Source organism: Paraburkholderia franconis (assembly GCF_009362735.1).
Taxonomy (GTDB): domain Bacteria; phylum Pseudomonadota; class Gammaproteobacteria; order Burkholderiales; family Burkholderiaceae; genus Paraburkholderia; species Paraburkholderia franconis.
In genome coordinates, this window is record NZ_WHNP01000023.1 from 54833 (window position 1) to 73162 (window position 18330).

General features: G+C 64.8%; 14 protein-coding genes. 10 read left to right on the forward strand and 4 right to left on the reverse strand.

Going from position 1 to position 18330, the window contains the following annotated elements; translation table 11 throughout:
- The first annotated feature begins 227 nt into the window (after window positions 1-227).
- The 5 genes from GCT13_RS23665 (at window position 228) to GCT13_RS23685 (ending at window position 7893) form a co-directional block, all read left to right on the forward strand.
- Window positions 228-3083 (forward strand): 2-oxoglutarate dehydrogenase E1 component, encoded by a 2856-nt coding sequence (locus GCT13_RS23665; protein WP_152762183.1) that lies wholly within the window; start codon window positions 228-230, stop codon window positions 3081-3083.
- A 143-nt stretch (window positions 3084-3226) separates the two neighbouring features.
- The gene (odhB, locus tag GCT13_RS23670) at window positions 3227-4510 is read left to right on the forward strand and encodes a 2-oxoglutarate dehydrogenase complex dihydrolipoyllysine-residue succinyltransferase (protein ID WP_152762185.1); all 1284 of its coding nucleotides are present in this window, start codon (window positions 3227-3229) and stop codon (window positions 4508-4510) included.
- A gap of 143 nt (window positions 4511-4653) precedes the next feature.
- Window positions 4654-6084 carry a dihydrolipoyl dehydrogenase gene (gene lpdA / locus GCT13_RS23675; protein ID WP_152762187.1) on the forward strand — a complete coding sequence of 477 codons (1431 nt, stop codon included), beginning with the start codon at window positions 4654-4656 and terminating at the stop codon, window positions 6082-6084.
- Window positions 6085-6180: 96 nt separating this feature from the next.
- The gene (gene zapE, locus GCT13_RS23680) at window positions 6181-7278 is read left to right on the forward strand and encodes a cell division protein ZapE (protein ID WP_152762189.1); all 1098 of its coding nucleotides are present in this window, start codon (window positions 6181-6183) and stop codon (window positions 7276-7278) included.
- Window positions 7279-7434: 156 nt separating this feature from the next.
- Window positions 7435-7893, forward strand: a complete 459-nt coding sequence (locus tag GCT13_RS23685; protein WP_152762191.1) for a transposase — start codon at window positions 7435-7437, stop codon at window positions 7891-7893.
- Between the two features lie 118 nt (window positions 7894-8011).
- Here the strand turns inward: GCT13_RS23685 and GCT13_RS23690 are convergent, their stop codons facing one another.
- The 4 genes from GCT13_RS23690 to GCT13_RS23705 all read right to left on the reverse strand — a co-directional run bounded on the left by GCT13_RS23690 (window position 8012) and on the right by GCT13_RS23705 (window position 13716).
- A complete protein-coding gene (locus GCT13_RS23690; RefSeq protein WP_152762193.1) occupies window positions 8012-8497 on the reverse strand; it encodes a DUF2147 domain-containing protein in 486 nt (161 codons plus the stop codon).
- Window positions 8498-8693: 196 nt separating this feature from the next.
- Window positions 8694-10400 (reverse strand): ShlB/FhaC/HecB family hemolysin secretion/activation protein, encoded by a 1707-nt coding sequence (locus GCT13_RS23695; RefSeq protein WP_152762195.1) that lies wholly within the window; start codon window positions 10398-10400, stop codon window positions 8694-8696.
- Between the two features lie 278 nt (window positions 10401-10678).
- The gene (locus GCT13_RS23700; RefSeq protein ID WP_152762197.1) at window positions 10679-11980 is read right to left on the reverse strand and encodes a collagen-like triple helix repeat-containing protein; all 1302 of its coding nucleotides are present in this window, start codon (window positions 11978-11980) and stop codon (window positions 10679-10681) included.
- 182 nt (window positions 11981-12162) lie between these two features.
- Entirely contained in the window at window positions 12163-13716 is a 1554-nt protein-coding gene (locus GCT13_RS23705) for a collagen-like triple helix repeat-containing protein (protein WP_152762199.1), read from the reverse strand.
- Window positions 13717-14305: 589 nt separating this feature from the next.
- On the opposite strand from GCT13_RS23705, the gene GCT13_RS23710 reads away from it, so the two are divergent.
- The 5 genes from GCT13_RS23710 to GCT13_RS23735 all read left to right on the forward strand — a co-directional run bounded on the left by GCT13_RS23710 (window position 14306) and on the right by GCT13_RS23735 (window position 18317).
- The gene (locus GCT13_RS23710) at window positions 14306-14494 is read left to right on the forward strand and encodes a Flp family type IVb pilin (protein ID WP_321574574.1); all 189 of its coding nucleotides are present in this window, start codon (window positions 14306-14308) and stop codon (window positions 14492-14494) included.
- 145 nt (window positions 14495-14639) lie between these two features.
- Window positions 14640-15134 (forward strand): A24 family peptidase, encoded by a 495-nt coding sequence (locus tag GCT13_RS23715; RefSeq protein WP_152762201.1) that lies wholly within the window; start codon window positions 14640-14642, stop codon window positions 15132-15134.
- A 14-nt stretch (window positions 15135-15148) separates the two neighbouring features.
- On the forward strand, window positions 15149-15634 hold the full coding sequence (locus GCT13_RS23720) for a TadE/TadG family type IV pilus assembly protein (RefSeq protein WP_152762301.1): 486 nt from the start codon (window positions 15149-15151) through the stop codon (window positions 15632-15634).
- A gap of 85 nt (window positions 15635-15719) precedes the next feature.
- Window positions 15720-16667 carry a Flp pilus assembly protein CpaB gene (gene cpaB / locus GCT13_RS23725; protein WP_321574579.1) on the forward strand — a complete coding sequence of 316 codons (948 nt, stop codon included), beginning with the start codon at window positions 15720-15722 and terminating at the stop codon, window positions 16665-16667.
- A gap of 213 nt (window positions 16668-16880) precedes the next feature.
- Entirely contained in the window at window positions 16881-18317 is a 1437-nt protein-coding gene (locus tag GCT13_RS23735) for a type II and III secretion system protein family protein (RefSeq protein ID WP_152762207.1), read from the forward strand.
- The last annotated feature ends 13 nt before the right edge of the window (window positions 18318-18330 follow it).

Below are 18330 nucleotides of genomic sequence, written 5' to 3' on the forward strand. Positions count from 1 at the left end.
ACTGTTGCGAAAACATAAAACTTGCCGCAGAGCCCCGTGGGACGGGGATTTCAATTGGGAGCTGTCCTATATCAACCATTGGTTATGTGATATGCTCCCGCGAATGCAAGTTTTAGGTCCTTCCAAGCAAGACTTGATTCGCGCAATCCGCTAAACGGTCAGGCCGTGTCGCGGAAGGTTCAGTAACCCGCTATTTCTCGAGAAGCTCGAAGAAAGGTGAGCGTAAAATGATGAAGCAATTCCAGTCGAACTCGTATCTGTTCGGCGGCAATGCTCCGTACGTAGAAGAGTTGTACGAAGCATATCTCGACAATCCCGCGTCAGTGCCCGAGACCTGGCGCAACTATTTCGACGCATTGCAGAACGTCCCTGCATCGGATGGCACCGCGGCCAACGATGTGGCCCACGGCCCGATCGTCGAATCGTTTGCTCAACGCGCGAAGGCGAATGCGTTCCTTCCGCGAGTCGCTGGCGAAGATCTCACCACCGCGCGAAAGCAGGTTTATGTGCAGTCCCTCATCGGCGCATATCGCTTCCTCGGCTCGCAATGGGCCAACCTCGATCCCCTGAAGCGCCGCGAACGTCCGAACATTCCCGAACTCGAACCCGCGTTCTACGACTTCACCGAAGCCGACATGGACCAGGTGTTCAACACGAACAACCTGTACTTCGGTTTCGAGCAGGCTTCGCTGCGTGACATCGTCAAGGCGTTGCGCGACACGTACTGCGGCACGATCGGTGCCGAGTACATGTACCTGAGCGATCCGGAGCAGAAGCGCTGGTGGAAGGAGAAGCTCGAGTCGATCCGCTCGACGCCGAACTTCTCGAACGAGAAGAAGAAGCACATCCTGAACCGTCTGACGGCGTCGGAAGGCCTCGAGCGCTTCCTGCACACCAAGTACGTCGGCCAGAAGCGCTTCTCGCTGGAAGGCGGCGAAAGCTTTATCGCGTCGATGGACGAAGTCGTGCATCACGCAGGCAAGAACGGCGTGCAGGAAATCGTCATCGGCATGGCCCACCGCGGCCGTCTGAACGTGTTGGTCAACACGCTGGGCAAGATGCCCGCTGACCTCTTCGCCGAGTTCGAAGGCAAGCACGTCGACGACCTGCCGGCAGGCGACGTGAAGTACCACAAGGGCTTCTCGTCGGATATCGCCACGGAAGGCGGCCCCGTTCACCTGTCGCTCGCGTTCAACCCGTCGCACCTCGAAATCGTGAACCCGGTGGTCGAGGGCTCGGCGAAGGCCCGTATGGATCGCCGCGGCGACGAGCAGGGCCTGCAGGTGCTGCCCGTGCAGATTCACGGCGATGCCGCCTTCGCAGGCCAGGGCGTCGTGATGGAAACGCTGAACCTCGCGCAGACGCGCGGCTACGGCACGCACGGCACGTTGCACATCGTCATTAACAACCAGATCGGCTTCACCACGTCCGATCCGCGCGATGCGCGTTCGACGCTGTACTGCTCGGACGTCGTCAAGATGATCGAGGCACCCGTTCTGCACGTGAACGGCGACGATCCGGAAGCCGTCGTGCTGGCGACGCAGCTGGCCATCGACTTCCGCATGCAGTTCCACAAGGATGTCGTGCTCGACATCATCTGCTTCCGCAAGCTGGGTCACAACGAGCAGGACACGCCGGCTGTCACGCAGCCGCTGATGTACAAGACGATCGCGAAGCACCCCGGCACGCGCGCGCTGTACGCGGAAAAGCTGATGCAGCAGGGCGTCATCACCGCCACGGAAGGCGATGAGTTCGTCAAGGCCTACCGCAAGGCGATGGACGAAGGCCACCACACGGTCGACCCCGTCCTGTCGAACTACAAGAGCAAGTACGCGGTCGACTGGGTGCCGTTCCTGAACCGCAAGTGGACGGATGCCGCCGACACGGCCGTGCCGCTCGCCGAGCTGAAGCGTCTGGCCGAGCGCATCACGACGATTCCGGAAGGCTTCAAGCTGCACCCGCTCGTCGAGCGCGTGATCAACGATCGCCGCGCGATGGGCCGTGGCGAGGCGTCCCTCGACTGGGGCATGGGCGAGCATCTGGCATTCGCGTCGCTGGTCGCATCGGGCTATGCCGTGCGTCTGACGGGCCAGGACTCGGGCCGCGGCACGTTCACGCACCGTCACGCGGTGCTGCACGACCAGAACCGCGAGCGCTGGGACGGCGGCACGTACGTTCCGCTGCAGAACATCGCCGAAGGCCAGGCGAAGTTCAACGTGATCGACTCGGTGCTGTCGGAAGAAGCGGTGCTCGGCTTCGAATACGGCTACTCGACGGCGGAACCGAACACGTTCGTCGCGTGGGAAGCGCAGTTCGGCGACTTCGTCAACGGCGCGCAGGTCGTGATCGACCAGTTCATCTCGTCGGGCGAAGTGAAGTGGGGCCGCGTGTCGGGCCTGACGATGCTGCTGCCGCACGGCTACGAAGGTCAGGGTCCGGAACACTCGTCGGCGCGTATCGAGCGCTTCCTGCAGCTGTGCGCAGACCACAACATGCAGGTCGCCCAGCCGACCACGCCGGCGCAGATCTTCCATCTGCTGCGCCGTCAGATGATCCGCCTGTTCCGCAAGCCGCTCATCGTCTTCACGCCGAAGTCGCTGCTGCGTCACAAGGAAGCCGTGTCCGATCTGTCGGAACTCGCGAAGGGTTCGTTCCAGCCGGTGCTCGGCGAAACGGACGCGTCGATCGACGCGAAGAAGGTCAAGCGCGTGCTGGTCTGCTCGGGCCGCGTGTACTACGACCTCGTCGCGCATCGCCGCGAAGCGAAGGCGCAGGACGTCGCGATCTTCCGTATCGAACAGCTTTATCCGTTCGCGCACAAGCAGTTCGAAGCGGAACTGAAGAAGTACGACAACGCAACCGAAGTGGTGTGGGTGCAGGACGAGCCGCAGAATCAAGGCCCGTGGTTCTACATCGAGCATCACCTGCGCGAAGGCATGAAGGAAGGACAGAAGCTCGCGTACAGCGGCCGTCCCGCTTCGGCCTCGCCGGCTGTCGGCTACTACGCGAAGCACTACGAGCAGCAGAAGGCGCTGGTCGAAGGCGCGTTTGGCCGTCTGAAAGGCGCGTCCATCGTTAAATAACCAAAGAGGGCGAACCGGGAAAGCGCTGAGCGCTTTCCCGCCCCGCGTCTGAATCACCCATGTAAGCGCGACATCCACGCGCACCAATCAGACGCGGCTCGCACAAGGTTCGTTGTCATCCGATACGTATTCAGAGAAATCAAATGGCTATTGTTGAAGTCAAGGTTCCCCAGCTGTCCGAGTCGGTCTCGGAAGCGACGATGCTGCAGTGGAAGAAGAAGCCGGGCGAAGCCGTCGCCCAGGACGAAATCCTGATCGAAATCGAAACCGACAAGGTCGTGCTCGAAGTGCCGGCTCCGTCGGCTGGCGTGCTCGCGCAAGTCATCAAGAACGACGGCGATATCGTGGTCGCCGACGAAGTGATCGCGAAGATCGACACGGAAGGCAAGCCGGGCGAGGCAGCCGTCGAGGCCGAAGTGAAGCCGGCTCCGCAAGCCGAACCGGCAGCGGCGGCTGCCGCTCCCGCGCAGGCGGCGGCTGTGGCAGGCGCAAGCACGACGGCATCGCCGGCTGCGACGAAGATCATGGCCGAGAAGGGCCTCGCAGCAGGCGACGTCGCCGGCTCGGGCCGCGACGGCCGCATCACGAAGCAGGACGTGCTGGGCGCAGGCGCTGCGGCACCGGCTGCGAAGGCCGCGCCGGCGCCGGCCGCAGCGCCCGCACGTGCGGCAAAACCGTCGCTGCCGCAAGTCGGCGCGCCGGCATCGGCTGACCAATGGCTGAAGGACCGTCCGGAGCAGCGCGTGCCGATGTCGCGTCTGCGCGCGCGTATCGCCGAGCGTCTGCTCGAGTCGCAGCAGACCAACGCCATCCTCACGACGTTCAACGAAGTGAACATGGCGCCCGTGATGGATCTGCGCAACAAGTACAAGGACAAGTTCGAGAAGGAACATAGCGTGAAGCTCGGCTTCATGTCGTTCTTCGTAAAGGCGGCTGTCCACGCGCTGAAGAAGTTCCCGTTGGTGAACGCGTCGATCGACGGCAACGACATCGTCTATCACGGCTACTTCGACATCGGTATCGCGGTCGGCTCGCCGCGCGGTCTGGTGGTGCCGATCCTGCGCAACGCGGATCAGATGAGCCTCGCCGACATTGAGAAGAAGATCGCCGAATTCGGCGCGAAGGCACGTGACGGCAAGCTGTCGATCGAAGAAATGACGGGCGGCACGTTCTCGATCTCGAACGGCGGCGTGTTCGGCTCGATGCTGTCGACGCCGATCATCAACCCGCCGCAATCGGCGATCCTCGGCGTGCACGCGACGAAGGAACGCGCCGTTGTCGAAAACGGCCAGATCGTGATCCGCCCGATGAACTATCTGGCGCTGTCGTACGACCACCGTATCATCGACGGCCGCGAAGCCGTGCTGTCGCTGGTCGCCATGAAGGACGCGCTGGAAGATCCGGCTCGTCTGCTGCTCGACCTGTAATGCCTGTCTCGCGACGCGGCCGCGGCTTGAAGCCGCGGCCCGCCGTCGCAATATGAGGACGGGATCTCTCGCATTTCCGCAGTACCTGAAGCCACGCGCGCCGCGAAGCGCGGCCGCGTCGGCTAGTGATCAAAAGGATAGTCATGTCCAAAGAATTTGACGTCGTCGTGATCGGTGCCGGTCCCGGCGGCTATATCGCGGCCATTCGCGCCGCGCAGCTCGGCAAGACGGTTGCCTGTATCGAGAAGTGGAAGAACCCGGCCGGCGCGCTGAAGCTGGGCGGCACGTGCCTGAACGTCGGCTGCATTCCGTCGAAGGCGCTGCTCGCGTCGTCGGAAGAAGTCGAGAATGCGCAGCATCACCTCGCGGACCACGGCATCATCGTGGAAAACGTGAAGGTCGACATCGCGAAGATGCTCGCCCGCAAGGAAGGCATCGTCGACAAGATGACGAAGGGCATCGAGTTCCTGTTCCGCAAGAACAAGATCACGTGGCTCAAGGGCCACGGCAAGTTCACGGGCAAGACGGACGCTGGCGTGCAGATCGAAGTGTCGGGCGAAGGCGAAACGGAAGTGGTCACGGCGAAGAACGTGATCATCGCGACGGGCTCGAAGGCGCGTCATCTGCCGAACGTCCCCGTCGACAACAAGATCGTCGCCGACAACGAAGGCGCGCTGTCGTTCACCGAAGTGCCGAAGAAGCTCGCCGTGATCGGCGCGGGCGTGATCGGCCTGGAGCTGGGCTCGGTGTGGCGCCGTCTGGGCTCCGATGTGACCGTGCTCGAAGTGCTGCCGGAATTCCTCGGGACCGCCGACCAGGCGCTCGCGAAGGAAGCCGCAAAGCAGTTCAAGAAGCAGGGCCTCGACATTCAGCTCGGCGTGAAGATCAGCGAAGTGAAGAACTCGGGCAACAGCGTGTCGCTTGCATACACGGACAAGGACGGCAACGCACAGACGCTCGACGCCGACCGCCTGATCGTGTCGATCGGCCGCGTGCCGAATACCGATAACCTGGGCCTCGAAGCGATCGGCCTGAAGGCGAACGAGCGCGGCTTCATCGACGTCGACGATCATTGCGCGACGTCGGTGCCGAACGTGTACGCGATCGGCGACGTGGTGCGCGGCCCGATGCTCGCGCACAAGGCCGAAGACGAAGGTGTGCTGGTGGCCGAGATCATCGACGGTCAGAAGCCTCACATCGACTACAACTGCATTCCGTGGGTCATCTACACGGAACCGGAAATCGCGTGGGTCGGCAAGACGGAACAGCAGCTGAAGGCGGAAGGCCGCGAGATCAAGACGGGTCAGTTCCCGTTCATGGCGAACGGCCGCGCGCTCGGCATCAACAAGGCGGATGGCTTCGTCAAGATGATCGCCGATGCGAAGACGGACGAGCTGCTCGGCGTGCATATCATCTCCGCGAATGCATCGGATCTGATCGCCGAAGCCGTGGTGGCGATGGAGTTCAAGGCTGCGTCGGAAGACATCGGCCGTATTTGCCATCCGCACCCGTCGCTGTCTGAAGTGATGCGTGAAGCGGCGCTCGCCGTCGACAAGCGCGCGCTGAATATGTAAGAAGCTTCTGCCCGGAGTCTTATCCGGGCAAACGCGAATCACGACGAAGGCGGGTGGGTTCAACCCCTCCCGCCTTCTTCATTGCTGCGTCACATAATGAACGTCACCGAATACTACGAACAGGAACTGCAGACACGGGGATACGAGTCCGATCCGGCGCAACGCGCTGCCGTTGATCGTCTGCAGCGGTGCTATGAAGAGTGGACTGCGTATAAGGCGCGTCGTCCGAATGCCTTTATGAAGCTGATCATGCACCCTGATCTGCCGAAGGGCGTCTATATGTGGGGCGGGGTGGGGCGCGGAAAGAGCTTCCTGATGGACAGCTTCTATGCGATCGTGCCGCTCGTGCGTAAGACGCGTCTGCATTTTCACGAGTTCATGCGAGAGGTGCATCGCGAGCTCGAAGAACTCAAAGGCCAGGCCGATCCGCTCGACGAACTCGCGCGGCGTATCGCGAAGCGCTACCGGCTGATCTGCTTCGACGAGTTCCACGTGTCCGATATCGCGGACGCGATGATCCTGTACCGCCTGCTCGACCGCCTGTTCACGAACGGCGTGCAGTTCGTGATGACGTCCAACTACGATCCCGACACGCTGTATCCCGACGGCCTGCATCGCGACCGTCTGCTGCCCGCGATCGAGCTGATCAAGAGCAAGCTCGACGTGGTCAATGTCGATGCGGGCATCGATTACCGCAGGCGCACGCTGTCGCAGGTCGAGGTGTATCACACGCCGCTCGGCGCCGCCGCCGACAAGGCGCTGCGCGATGCGTTCGCGAAGCTCGCGGCCGTGCCCGACGAAAGCCCGCTGCTGCACATCGAGAAGCGCGAGCTGAAGGCGCTGCGGCGCGCGGACGGCGTCGTCTGGTTCGATTTCTCGACGCTGTGCGGCGGCCCGCGCTCTCAGAACGATTACCTCGAACTGGCGAGCCGCTTCCATGCGGTGATCCTTTCCGGCATCCCGCAGATGACGCCGCGCATGCAATCGGAAGCGCGGCGCTTCACGTGGCTCATCGACGTCTTCTACGATCACAAGGTCAAGCTGCTGATGTCGGCGGCCGTGCATCCCGAAGAGCTTTACACGGAAGGGCCGATGGCCAACGAGTTCACGCGCACGGTGTCGCGCATCGTTGAGATGCAGTCGCAGGAATATCTGGATGCGCCGCGACGGATCGTCGATACATCGCTCACCTGATCGATTTGATTCGAACGGCACGCCGTTTGGGATAGCGCAGCCCGCGCTGATCCTTATGGCACCGGCTAGCCGTGTGTTTTCAGGATTCGGACTGGTCTGATATCCGGTAGTGGGTCAACTCTATATCGTCGAGGAACCCTTGACGAAGGAGAAAATATGACCCCTTACCGTGATATCACCGACGAAGAATGGCAGCAGGTCGCGCCGCTGCTGCCGGAACTGCGCCCGCGTTCCGAACTGCGCGGCCGTCCACTTGCCAACACCCGCTCCGTGCTCAACGGCGTGCTCTGGGTGATCTATAGCGGCGCCACCTGGTCCGCAATGCCGCGCAAATACCCGTCGTATCAAACGTGTCACCGCCGCTTCAAGGCGTGGCACAAGGCAGGCGTGCTGAAGCGTGTGATGGACCAGTTGTTCGGCGATGCCGGCAGGGAGCTGTGCAGCACGATGGAAGCGCGCATGCGCATCCACGCGCCGAACGCAGTCGGTGCAGCCGAAAACGATGCCGCCACCGCGCAACCGGCCATGCCCGCCACGCCGTTGTTCCCGCCGCCGGTCGCGCCCGCAACGCCGCTGGTGTTCGACTACGCCAGCCCCTTTATGAATGCGGCTTGACGGATCGAACGAATTGAACGCACGTAATAACGAAAAGCCGGCCTGGCGAGAGTAATCACCAGGCCGGCTTTTTTGCGTTCATGCTTCGCCGTCGCGAACGAAGCGCCGCGCTATTGCATCAGTTCTGCCGGACCCACGTTTGCGAGCGTCCCAGCAGCGATACGCCGATATAGCCGCGCACCACGAGCTTCTGTCCGCCGTCCTCGACGTGCATCTTGCATTTGTAGAGCTTGCCGTTCTCCGGGTCGAGAATCTGCCCGCCGTCCCAGTTGTCGCCGTCCTTTTTCATATCGTTGATGATCGTCATGCCGAGAATCGGCTGGTCCTTGCGCGCGTCCGTGCAGGCGGTGCAGCGGCGGTCGGGCTGATCGTTCGGGTTGAGTCCCTTGATGACCTTGCCGCTCAGCGTGCCGTTCGCGTCCTGCATGATCTGCACGAGCGCCTTGGGCTGGCCCGTGTGATCGTCGATGGTTTGCCATGTGCCGACGGGACTGTCGGCCTGCGCGAATGCCGTGACGGCGCCAGCGAGCAGCACGCCCGCGACAGCCGCCTGTTTCACCGTGTTGCCGAACGCGGTACGCGCGCGCTGGGTGAGTAATGTCATCGTCTTCCTCCTTGTTGAAAATCGTCGCGAGCGGGACTCGCGCGGCGCCGTGTGAGTATCGATGCGGGGCGGCGCCCGGCCTTTTATGTGCTGCGTTGGAGAGGGCAGAATACGTGAAAGCGTGCGCGTCGTTTGATAGTGAAGCCTCTAATCGAGGGCGCGGTTTTGCGAGCGCTTCATGGTTGCGATGCCGCCGTCAGTTCAGCTGATACGAGAACGTCGCGTTGATGCGCGGACTGCGCGACGCGCTTTCGATGGGCGCATCGCCGAGCGCTTTCGCGACGGAAAGATCGAGGCTGTAGTACTTCGCGTCAGAGACGCGAAATCCGATCGCAACGGATGACAGCCTGTTCGGCTGCGGCGTGCCCGCATGCAGATAGACGCGCGCCATGTCGAACGACACATACGGCGTGAGCGTGCGCAGATACGTGAACCCCAGCGCAACCGCGCGATTGATTTCGAACGATGCGCCCCAGCCCGAGTCGCCCGATGTTTCACCCGGCTGATAGCCCTGCGCGAAGCGTTGCGCGCCGAACGAAATCTGTTCGGAAGTGGGCAGCGTGTCGGGGCTGTATTGCGCCGTTGCGGCAACGGACGTGCCGATGCCGAACGGCCACTCGTTGGTTTGCGACACGCTCGCGCCCGTGCGTACGAAGGTGATCGAAGCGGGATTGACGGTCGTCGTGCCGGGGATGTTCGAGTCGCCGGCCTTGCCTGCGCCGAGTATGTCGAACGCTTTCGCAACGTTGATGCTGGCCTTGCGCACCTGGCCCGTTTGCACTTGCGCGTAGTCGGCCTGCAACTGCAGCACGCGCACCTGTGAGCGCAGCCCGATGGCCGCGCCCGTGATCGTGTTGTTGAAGCGGTCTTCGTCGTGCGATGCATACGCCGTCATGGTGCCCGTCAGGCTGCGCGTGTTGCTCAACATCAGCGGATACGACAGCGAGCCGCCGATCCTGTCGTTGATCACCGTGCGTTGCACGTAAGAGGGCAGGCCGGGGTTGTTCTTCGGATTGCCGCGATAGTGCGATGCGTCGATTTTCGCGGTCATGCCGCCCGTGCCGATGGGCAGCGCGCCGTGCGCCGCGAGATACGTGACGTTGTCGCGGCCCTTCGGCAGCAGCGCCGATACGCTGAGCTGCTCGCCAAGCGACGTGAGCCCGTTCTCCGTCGCCGTCAGCAGACCCTGGACGCCCGGATGATTGAAGTCGATGCCCGTGCTGATGTCGAAGGGCTTGCGCTCAACGGTCAGTTCGAGCGTCGTCGCGCCATCTGTGCTTTGCGGCGGCGGCACGTTGGCCGTGACTTTCACACCGGGCAGGAGGCCCATCACGTTGATATAGCGCTCGAAGGTCGCGCGGCGCAGCGGCCTGTCGGCCGTGATGTGCGCGGCGATCGCGCGCAGCTTGTCTTCCGTCTTGCCGGGCTCGCCCGTGACCTTCACGTTCGCGACGTAGCCCTCGACGATCGTCACGCGGACGACGCCGTTCTCGAATGTCTGCGCCGGCACGAACGCGAACGACAGCGCATAGCCGCGCTCCTCGTACAGACGCGTGACGCCGTTCGCGACTTCGATCAGTTGTCCAATTGTGATGTCCTTGCCGACGAGCGGCGTGAAGCGCTGCGCGACCTCGTCGAAGGGAATCGACTTCACGCCTTCGACCTGAAACCTTGCGGGCGTGAGATGCCGCGCGAGCAGTTCCTGAAGCTGCGGCGCTTGCGGCTGGATCTGCGCCGTCGCGTTGGGTCCTTTGTCGGGTGCCTTGATTTGCGGAAGCGCATCGAGCGGGTTGCCGCCTACAGGATTGCCGCTGACAGTGGGGCGCGTTTGCGCGTGTGCCTGTGTCGTGCTCGCGATGACTGCTGCGAGCAACAGTGTCCATTGCTTGTGACCGAGTTTCATCGGTTGGGTCCTCGTTGGCCTGTTTTTGTCGTTGCGGGTGCGCGCATCGCCGGGCGTCGCGCCCGCTTATGTGGTGCGTGTCTTGTTTTGTGTTTCGTGTAGTGCCGCGTCTGCGGCTTCTTTCACGCTTCGCTGCTCGCTTCTCGCGTGCGCGAGATCGTTGCAAGCACATCGGGTGCATCGGGCACGCGTGCATCGCCACGCCGAATTTCGCGGTTGCTGCAGCGTCGCGTGCTCCGTCCGGCACGAAGCACGCGCGCTTCGTTTGCGTAGGCGCTCTACTTCTTCACAGACGGCACGAGTCCGCCGACCAGCGATGCGCCGCCGCCTGTCGTGCCGCTTCCCGCTGCGGTGGCGAGCGTGCCCGTGAGCGCGCCGACGATGCTGGTCACGGGCGCGAGCGGACTGCCGCTCGACGCACCGCCGCCGAGCGCGCTCGTCACCGTCGACAACGGGCTGCCCGATCCTGCGCCCGTCACTGCGCCCGTCGTTCCCGTCGAGCCTTGCAGCGGCGTGCCGCCGGGCAGCGTCGTCGCGGAGCCGAGCGGGTTGCTGCCCAGGCCAATGCTCGACAGCACGCCATCGAGCGGACCGAGTGGACCGAGCGCGGACGACGGCGGCGGCCCCGGTCTGACGACAGACGCTGGTCCGCCGACGAGGCTCACGATCAGCCCAGGAATCGGCGCGTAGCCATTCGGTCCGTTGGGATTCACGAGGCCGCCCGCGTTCGTCACCGTGTTGCCGAGCGAGCCGACGAGCAGACCCGCACCCGCGCCGAGCGGATTTTGCGTGGTACTGCCAACGGCCGCGCCCGCGTTCTGCAGTGCGCCGCCGATCTGCGCGAGCACGCCGGACACGGGCTGGCCGAGCCCCGTCGTCGTGCCGACGGCTTGCGTCACCTGGCCGAGCGTGATCACGAGCGGGGTGATCGTGGTGCTGAGCGGTTGCGTCACCTGCTGAACGGGCGCCGACGACAGCGATGCGCCGAGCGGACTGGTGCCACCCGCGCCGCCTGTGTCGAGTGCGTTGCCCACGCTGTCCAGCACGCCCGCCACGGGTGTCGTGATGGGCGAGAGCGGCGCGAGATTGCCCGTGCCGAGACCATCGACGGTCTCCGCAAGGCCGTGCACGACGCCGCCCGTCGAGCCGACGACGGGGCCGAGTCCCGCGACCGTGGTGCCGACCGGGTCCGAGGTCGAGCCGGTTTGCCCGAGGCCGTTGCTGACGGCGTCCGCGAGCGCGCCGACCGTCCCGCCCGCGCCCGACACCGTGCTGCCGAGTCCTTGCGTGACTTGCCGCGACACGCCCGGCACGTTCGTCGAGCCGATCGTGTCGCCGAGGTCGTCGACTGTCTTGGCCAGCGTCGATACCGCGCCCGACGTGCCCGTAGTCGCCGTGCTGCCGCCGCCCGTCGTGCCGGTGCCGCCGGACGGCGCGGGCGCGGGCGAGGGGCCCGCGGTGACGCTGTGGCCGCCGCAAGCCGCGAGCAGGCACGCGAGCGCGAACGCGGAAAGCGGGGCGCGCAGCGACGGGATCGCGGCGCGCGCGGCATGAGAGATAAGAAGACGTTGCGTGTGCATGGAATGCTCCTCGTTGTCTTGCGGATGTCGCCAGAAAACTTCGTTGGCTTGAAGCGTTGGGTGAAAGGCCGCGACGGTCGCCGACGCGGCCGCGCACGACGCGGGCAACGCGCTGCCTGTGTCGATGCACGCTTGGAGAATGGGCGGGGACGCGAGCAGGCCGCCGCGCCCCGACGCGGCCGCTACTTCTTCGCGCCGCCGCCGAGTACGCCGCCGACGAGCGACGTGATCGCGGAAAGCGGATTCGACGGAGCGCTCGCGTTGACGCCCGCCGTCGACGTGAGCGAAAGTCCGCCGGGCGCGGACGAAGCCGTCGACGTGGAAGGCGCGGACGACGTCGACGGCGTCGGCGCGGCGATGGCGGGCGTGTTGAGCGTGCCCGTTACCGTCGAGACGACGACCGTGATGGCGCCCGTTACCGCGGACAGCGGGTTGCCACCGCCCGCGTTGCCTGCGTTGCCCGTCAAGCTGCCTGCCGCGCCCGTGACAGCAGCCGTGATAGCGCCGAGCGGATTGGTGCCACCCGCGCCGCCTGCAGCGCCTCCGAGCACGCCCGTCACCGCGCCGAGCGGATTGCCGCCGCCCGCGCCGCCTGCGAGCCCGCCAAGCGCGCCCGTCACCGCGCCCAACGGATTGCCGCCCGCCGTGCCGCCTTGCAGCAGTCCTCCGACTGCGATCGTGGTCTTGCCCGTATCGGCGACGACGTTGCCGAGCCCCGTCGATACGGGATTGCTGCCCGTCGAGGCGACGATGCCGCCCGTCTTCACGAGCTGGCCGCCGAGCGTCGACAGCAGGCCGTTGACGGGCGCGCCTATGCCCGTCGTGTTGCCGACCGTTTGCGTGGGTGCCGCGAGCATCGACGTGATCGGCGTGATGGCCGTGCTGACCTGTTGTGTGACCTGCTGCACGGGGCCCGACGACAGCGCGCCCTTCAGCGTGCCGCCGCCGTTCGTCACCGCGCCGCCGACCATCTCGACGGCACTGCCGAGCGGGTTCGTGACAGCCGCGAGCGGCGCGAGCTGTCCGCTGCCGAGGCTCATCACGAGATCGCCCGCGCTCGTCACCGCGCTGCCCGCATTGCTCACCACGCCGCCGACACTCGCGACCGTCGTGCCAACGGGATTGGTCGACGCGCCGAGCTGGCCGAGGCCCTGCGCGACGCCGCTACCGAGCGTCGACACAGCCGTGCCGAGATCCGAGACCATGGCGCCTGCCGCCTGAGTCGTGCCGTTGCCGACGCCCGGCAGCGTCTGCGCGCCGATCACGCTGCCGACACCCGACACCGTCGACCCCGCGTCGGCCACGACGCCGCCTGCGCCAGCCGCGACGTCGCCGATCTGGTTGGCCGCCTTCGGCGTCGGATTCGATCCGCCGTTGTTGCCTGATCCGTCGCCGGAGCCATCGCCCGAACCGTTGCTTGCCGTGCCGCCCGTGCCCGCCGAACCGTTGTCTGCCGAAGCGCCGCTGCCCGACCCGCTACCGTCCGAACTGCTACCGTCCGAGCCGCTACCGTCCGAACCGCTACCGTCCGAACCGCCCGCGCCGCCTGTACTGTCGCCTGAACCGCCGCCTCCCACACCGCTGGTGCCCCCCGTCGAAATCGCGCCTTTGCTGCCGTCCCCCGTGCCCTGGCTCAGCGATCCCGAGCCGCTGCAAGCGGCGAGAGACAACATGGCCGTCACCGCGGCTGCGATCATCGATGCCCGTACCAGGCCTTGTGTCGTTTGAATTTTCATTTCGTCCTCGGATATTCCGTTTGTGTCGAGTGATGCTGCGCGCCCTATCTGCAACGTCCATGCCAGCGCGCGTGACGCTCTGCGGCATCCACGTGTGAAGGGCGTTGCAGGCGAGCGCTGGCGCGTCTTCGCGAGCCGTCGCGCGGACCGCATGAAAACTGATAAGGATCGCTAACGTGATCGAAAGAGGAGAAGACGAGCGGCGGCGTAACGTAACGGCGAGGGGAATCCGTTACGTGAGGACAGGTAACGCAGCGTAACGCGATGCTTGAAACAAACGGCTGAAACGGGTGCTTTGTGCAAGCGTTCTAACTCATGGTTAGCCCTATGTGCTGTTCCGCACAGACTGCCGGTACGCTAAAGCAAGTGCTAAATGTTCAAACACAACAGGCACGAATAGCGTCACGCGTCAGGATTGCTTACAAATGATTGCCTGGGTATAAAGCCGGCACATTCTCGCGCAGGAAAAAATCTGTAAAAACCAGCGTAGAGAAACATAAAGGGCACACGAGAACGCCCATGACGACGCCACTGCGGGCGGCGTGAGCCGCATCCCAGTAACGAATATGGAAAGTCCGAGGGTTACAACGTGAAAAACATCATCAGCCGGTTTCTGACAAACGACGAGGGCGTGACGGCAATCGAATATGGCCTGATTGCAGGGGTGGTGGCCATTGCAATTGCAACGGCGGCCGGGTCGGTCGGGACCAATCTGTCGAATCTGTTCGACTCCATTGCTGGAATCATTTCGTCGAGCACACCGGCGAAATCGTCGTAAAGACTCGATCAACTTAATTCAGAAGCATCAGGATGCGAGCGTCGGCGCACGACGCTCGCTGAGTCTTTGCGTCTGTTCAAACGAATTTATGTCATGCGGGCTTTTGGATAGCTCCGCGTTGCTTGCTATTGCCTGCTGGATTCTTATGGCCGCATGGATAGAAAGTCTTCTGTTCGTTGCGTGGACAACGACGGCGGCGCTGAGCGACCTTCGTCATCGGCGCGTCGCGAATGCGTGGATCGCCGTCGGGCTGGCTGCGGCGTTCGCGTGCGCGTTCACCGTACGCGCGCCGTTCGGGGTGCCGCCCGGGCAGGCCGCGTTGGGCGCGCTGCTTGGCTTCGCCGCGATGCTGCCGTTTTACGCGTTGCGCGTGATGGGCGCCGCCGACGTCAAGGCGTTCGCCGTGCTCGGCGCGTGGTGCGGCGCGCATGCGCTGCCGGGGCTGTGGGTCATGGCAACCGTCATGGCCGGGCTGCATTCGCTCGCGCTGCAACTCGCGACGCGGACGTGGCCCGCCACGCCCGGTCGCGGCGGCTCAGCCACCTTCGCGCTGCGCGGCCATCGCGCGACGCCATATGTCACGTGTCTCGGCGTTGCTGCGCTCGGCGTGCTCGCGTCGCGATACCTGCGGGGAGCCTGACATTGAACGCACCGATGCAACCGATTCCGCCTGCACGGCGGCGTATTCGCGCACGCGGACTTTCGGCAAGTCAGCGCGGTTCGAGCGCGGTCGAGTTCGCGCTGGTGTTTCCGTTGTTCTTCATGATTTTCTACGCGATCGTGACGTTCAGCCTGATTTTCGTCGCGCAGCAGAGCCTGACGCTTGCAGCCGAAGAGGGCGCGCGCGCCGCGCTGAACTACCAGCGGGCGCAGGACGTGAAGACGGCGCTCGACGACCGCGCGTCGGCCGCCTGCCAGGCCGCGTCGAATCTGACGAACTGGCTAGCGGCCAGGGCGAACTGCGACGCGAGCTGGGCGCCGTGTACGTTCGATGCGACGATGCGCTGCGTCACCGTCACGCTCACGTACGACTACGGGAGCCATCCGCTCGTCCCGCCGATCCCGCTGCTCGATGCGACGTTGCCGTCGCAGTTGACGAGCACGTCGATGGTTCAACTCAACCCGGGGTATGTGCTGTGACCGCGACGCTACGCCTGCCTCCTTCATATCACGCATGCGAGACACGCGAACCCGCTCGCCGCGCGCCGTACCGGACAGGTAGCGAATCATGCCGAATCTGACTCGAATCGCCGCAGGGGCGCTGATTGTGCTCGCCGTGCTGCTCGGCGCGCTGGCGATGACGCTGGCCCGTCGCCCCGCGCCCGCACAGGTGGCCGTTGCGCAGACGCAGCCGGCGTTCCCCGTCGTCGTCGCGGTGCGCGCGCTGCCTGCCGGACAGCCGATACCCGCCGACGCGCTGCGCATCCAGCGTCTCCCCATCGATCCGTCAGGCGCTTTCGCCGATCCGTCGCTGATTGCCGGACGCGTTCCTGTCGCCGACATCGGCGTGCAGACGCCCGTGCTCGAAGCGCAGCTGTCATCGGGCATTGCCGAGCGCATCGAGCCTGGTGAGCGCGCGGTTGCTGTGCGCGTCGATGAGCAGAATGCCGTCGGCAACCGGCTGCGTCCCGGCAATGTCGTCGATGTGTTCTTTACGTTGAAGCGCGATGGCTTGAGCGTCGGTCCGACGGGCCAGGCGGAAGTGGAGCGCACGCAGGCGCGTCTGCTGCTGTCGCGCGTGCGCGTGCTCGCGTGGGGCAACGTCACGGCGAGCGGCGCGCCCGACACGAACACGCCCGCGCGCACGGCCGTGCTCGCCGTGCCGCTCGCCGATGTCGACCGGCTGGTGCTGGCCGAAGGCGCGGGGCATCTGATGCTCGCGTTGCGCAATCCACGCGATGCCGACGCGCTCGACGCCGCTGCGTTGCCTGCATATGCCGGCGTGCTGAAGACTGCCGCGAGCGTCGATGCGTCCGCATCGACACGCGCGGCGGCGGGCATCGCGCTCGACGAACTGTCGGGGAGCAGCGCACGCCGCGCGTCGTCTGCCGGTGCGTCGTCAGGTCCATCGAAAAGTGCGCCCGCGCCGGCGAGACTCGTCGCACGCACCCACGACGCAGGTGGCGGAATCGAAGTGATACGGGGCGGCCGCTCGGAGACGGTTGCATGGTGATCGCGCGGCGAATGCGACGAGAAAGCGGGCGAAAAGCAGGGCAAACAGCAGGGCAAACAGCAGGGCGAAAAGCAGGGCAAACAGCAGGGCAAACAGCAGGGCAAACAGCAGGGCAAACAGCAGGGCAAACAGCGAGACAACCCGGCGACGCATTCGCCGGCGAACGAAAAAAGCGTGTTTAGGGAGAGGGCGCAAATGCGCGTCCAGCGGAACATGAGGAAACGGATTCTTGCGTGGCGAGTGACCGCCCGCGTGTGCATGCTGACGGTGATCGCGTTGCCCGTCGCGAGCGGTGCCGCCGGCATCGCGGCAAGCGCGTCAACGGCCGCCACTGCGCCGGCGATCGATCTCGCTGTCGGCGCGCAACGGACGCTCGCGGCGGGACACACGCTACAGCGCGTGGCCGTCGGCGATCCGAACGTCGCCGATGTGCTGATCCTGAAAGGCGGCGCGAAAGCGGACTCGCGCGGCAGCGTGCTGCTCGTCGGCAAATCGGCGGGCACGACGAGCGTGATGCTGTGGGAGCGCAACCGCGACACGCCGCTCACCTATACCGTCAACGTGACGACAACCGCGGCGACCGATCTGCTCGACGGCGGCACGCCCGAAGTGAAAGTGCTCGGCGGGACGGCCGTGATCAAGGGCACGGCCGCGTCGATGCAGGCGCATCAGCGCGCGGCAGGCGTCGCGGCGGGAGCGGTCGCTTCGACCGCATCGAATGGCAAAGGCGGCGATGGCAAGAGCGCCGGCACAACAGTCGGCACGACAGTCGATACATCGACGATCGCGACGCGCCCGGTCGTGCAGGTCGATGTGCGCGTCGTCGAATTCGGCCGCGCGGTGCTCAAGCAGATCGGCTTCAACTTCTCGAAGGGAAGCAATGGCTTTGCGTTCGGCTCGTTTGCGCCGTCGTCGCTGAACAAGGCAACGTTCACGCCGGGCCAGGGCACGTCATTCGATTCGACGATGCCAATCGCGTCCGCGTTCAATCTCGTGTTCGGCTCGGTCGCGCACGATCTGTTCGCCGACCTGAGCCTGATGGAGAGCAACAACCTCGCGCGTATCCTCGCCGAGCCGACGCTCGTCGCGTTGTCCGGCCAGAGCGCGAGCTTTCTTGCGGGCGGCGAGATTCCCGTGCCCGTGCCGCAAGGGCTCGGCACGACGTCGATCGAATACAAGCCGTATGGCGTCGGCCTCACGCTCACGCCGACCGTGCTGAGCCCGCAGCGCATCGCACTCAAGATCGCGCCCGAGGCGAGCCAGCTCGACTTCGTGCACGCGGTCACGGTGAACGGCATCTCGGTGCCCGCGATCACCACGCGCCGCGCCGATACGACGGTCGAACTCGGCGACGGCGAGAGCTATGTGATCGGCGGACTGATCGATCGCGAGACGGCGTCGAACGTCGACAAGGTGCCCGTGCTCGGCGATCTGCCCATCCTCGGCACGTTCTTCAAGCAGCTGAACTATTCGCAGAGCGACAAGGAGCTGTTGATCATCGTCTCGCCGCATCTCGTGTCGCCGCTCGCGAAGGGCGCGGCGTTGCCGTCGACGCCGGGCGAACAGTCCGAGCAACGCGATGCGCCCGTGTGGCGCTCGCTGCTGGGCGGCGCGGCGTCGCGCGATGCCGCGCCGGGGTTTTTGAAATGAACGCGCGATACCA

Excerpts from the sequence above, each read along its gene's own strand:
- GCT13_RS23695 (WP_152762195.1), bottom strand. The coding sequence starts at position 10,400 with ATGAAACTCGGTCACAAGCAATGGACACTGTTGCTCGCAGCAGTCATC.
- GCT13_RS23735 (WP_152762207.1), top strand. The coding sequence starts at position 16,881 with ATGAGGAAACGGATTCTTGCGTGGCGAGTGACCGCCCGCGTGTGCATG.
- GCT13_RS23685 (WP_152762191.1), top strand. The coding sequence starts at position 7,435 with ATGACCCCTTACCGTGATATCACCGACGAAGAATGGCAGCAGGTCGCG.
- GCT13_RS23715 (WP_152762201.1), top strand. The coding sequence starts at position 14,640 with ATGGCCGCATGGATAGAAAGTCTTCTGTTCGTTGCGTGGACAACGACG.
- GCT13_RS23665 (WP_152762183.1), top strand. The coding sequence starts at position 228 with ATGATGAAGCAATTCCAGTCGAACTCGTATCTGTTCGGCGGCAATGCT.
- GCT13_RS23720 (WP_152762301.1), top strand. The coding sequence starts at position 15,149 with ATGCAACCGATTCCGCCTGCACGGCGGCGTATTCGCGCACGCGGACTT.
- zapE (WP_152762189.1), top strand. The coding sequence starts at position 6,181 with ATGAACGTCACCGAATACTACGAACAGGAACTGCAGACACGGGGATAC.
- odhB (WP_152762185.1), top strand. The coding sequence starts at position 3,227 with ATGGCTATTGTTGAAGTCAAGGTTCCCCAGCTGTCCGAGTCGGTCTCG.
- lpdA (WP_152762187.1), top strand. The coding sequence starts at position 4,654 with ATGTCCAAAGAATTTGACGTCGTCGTGATCGGTGCCGGTCCCGGCGGC.
- GCT13_RS23700 (WP_152762197.1), bottom strand. The coding sequence starts at position 11,980 with ATGCACACGCAACGTCTTCTTATCTCTCATGCCGCGCGCGCCGCGATC.
- GCT13_RS23705 (WP_152762199.1), bottom strand. The coding sequence starts at position 13,716 with ATGAAAATTCAAACGACACAAGGCCTGGTACGGGCATCGATGATCGCA.
- GCT13_RS23690 (WP_152762193.1), bottom strand. The coding sequence starts at position 8,497 with ATGACATTACTCACCCAGCGCGCGCGTACCGCGTTCGGCAACACGGTG.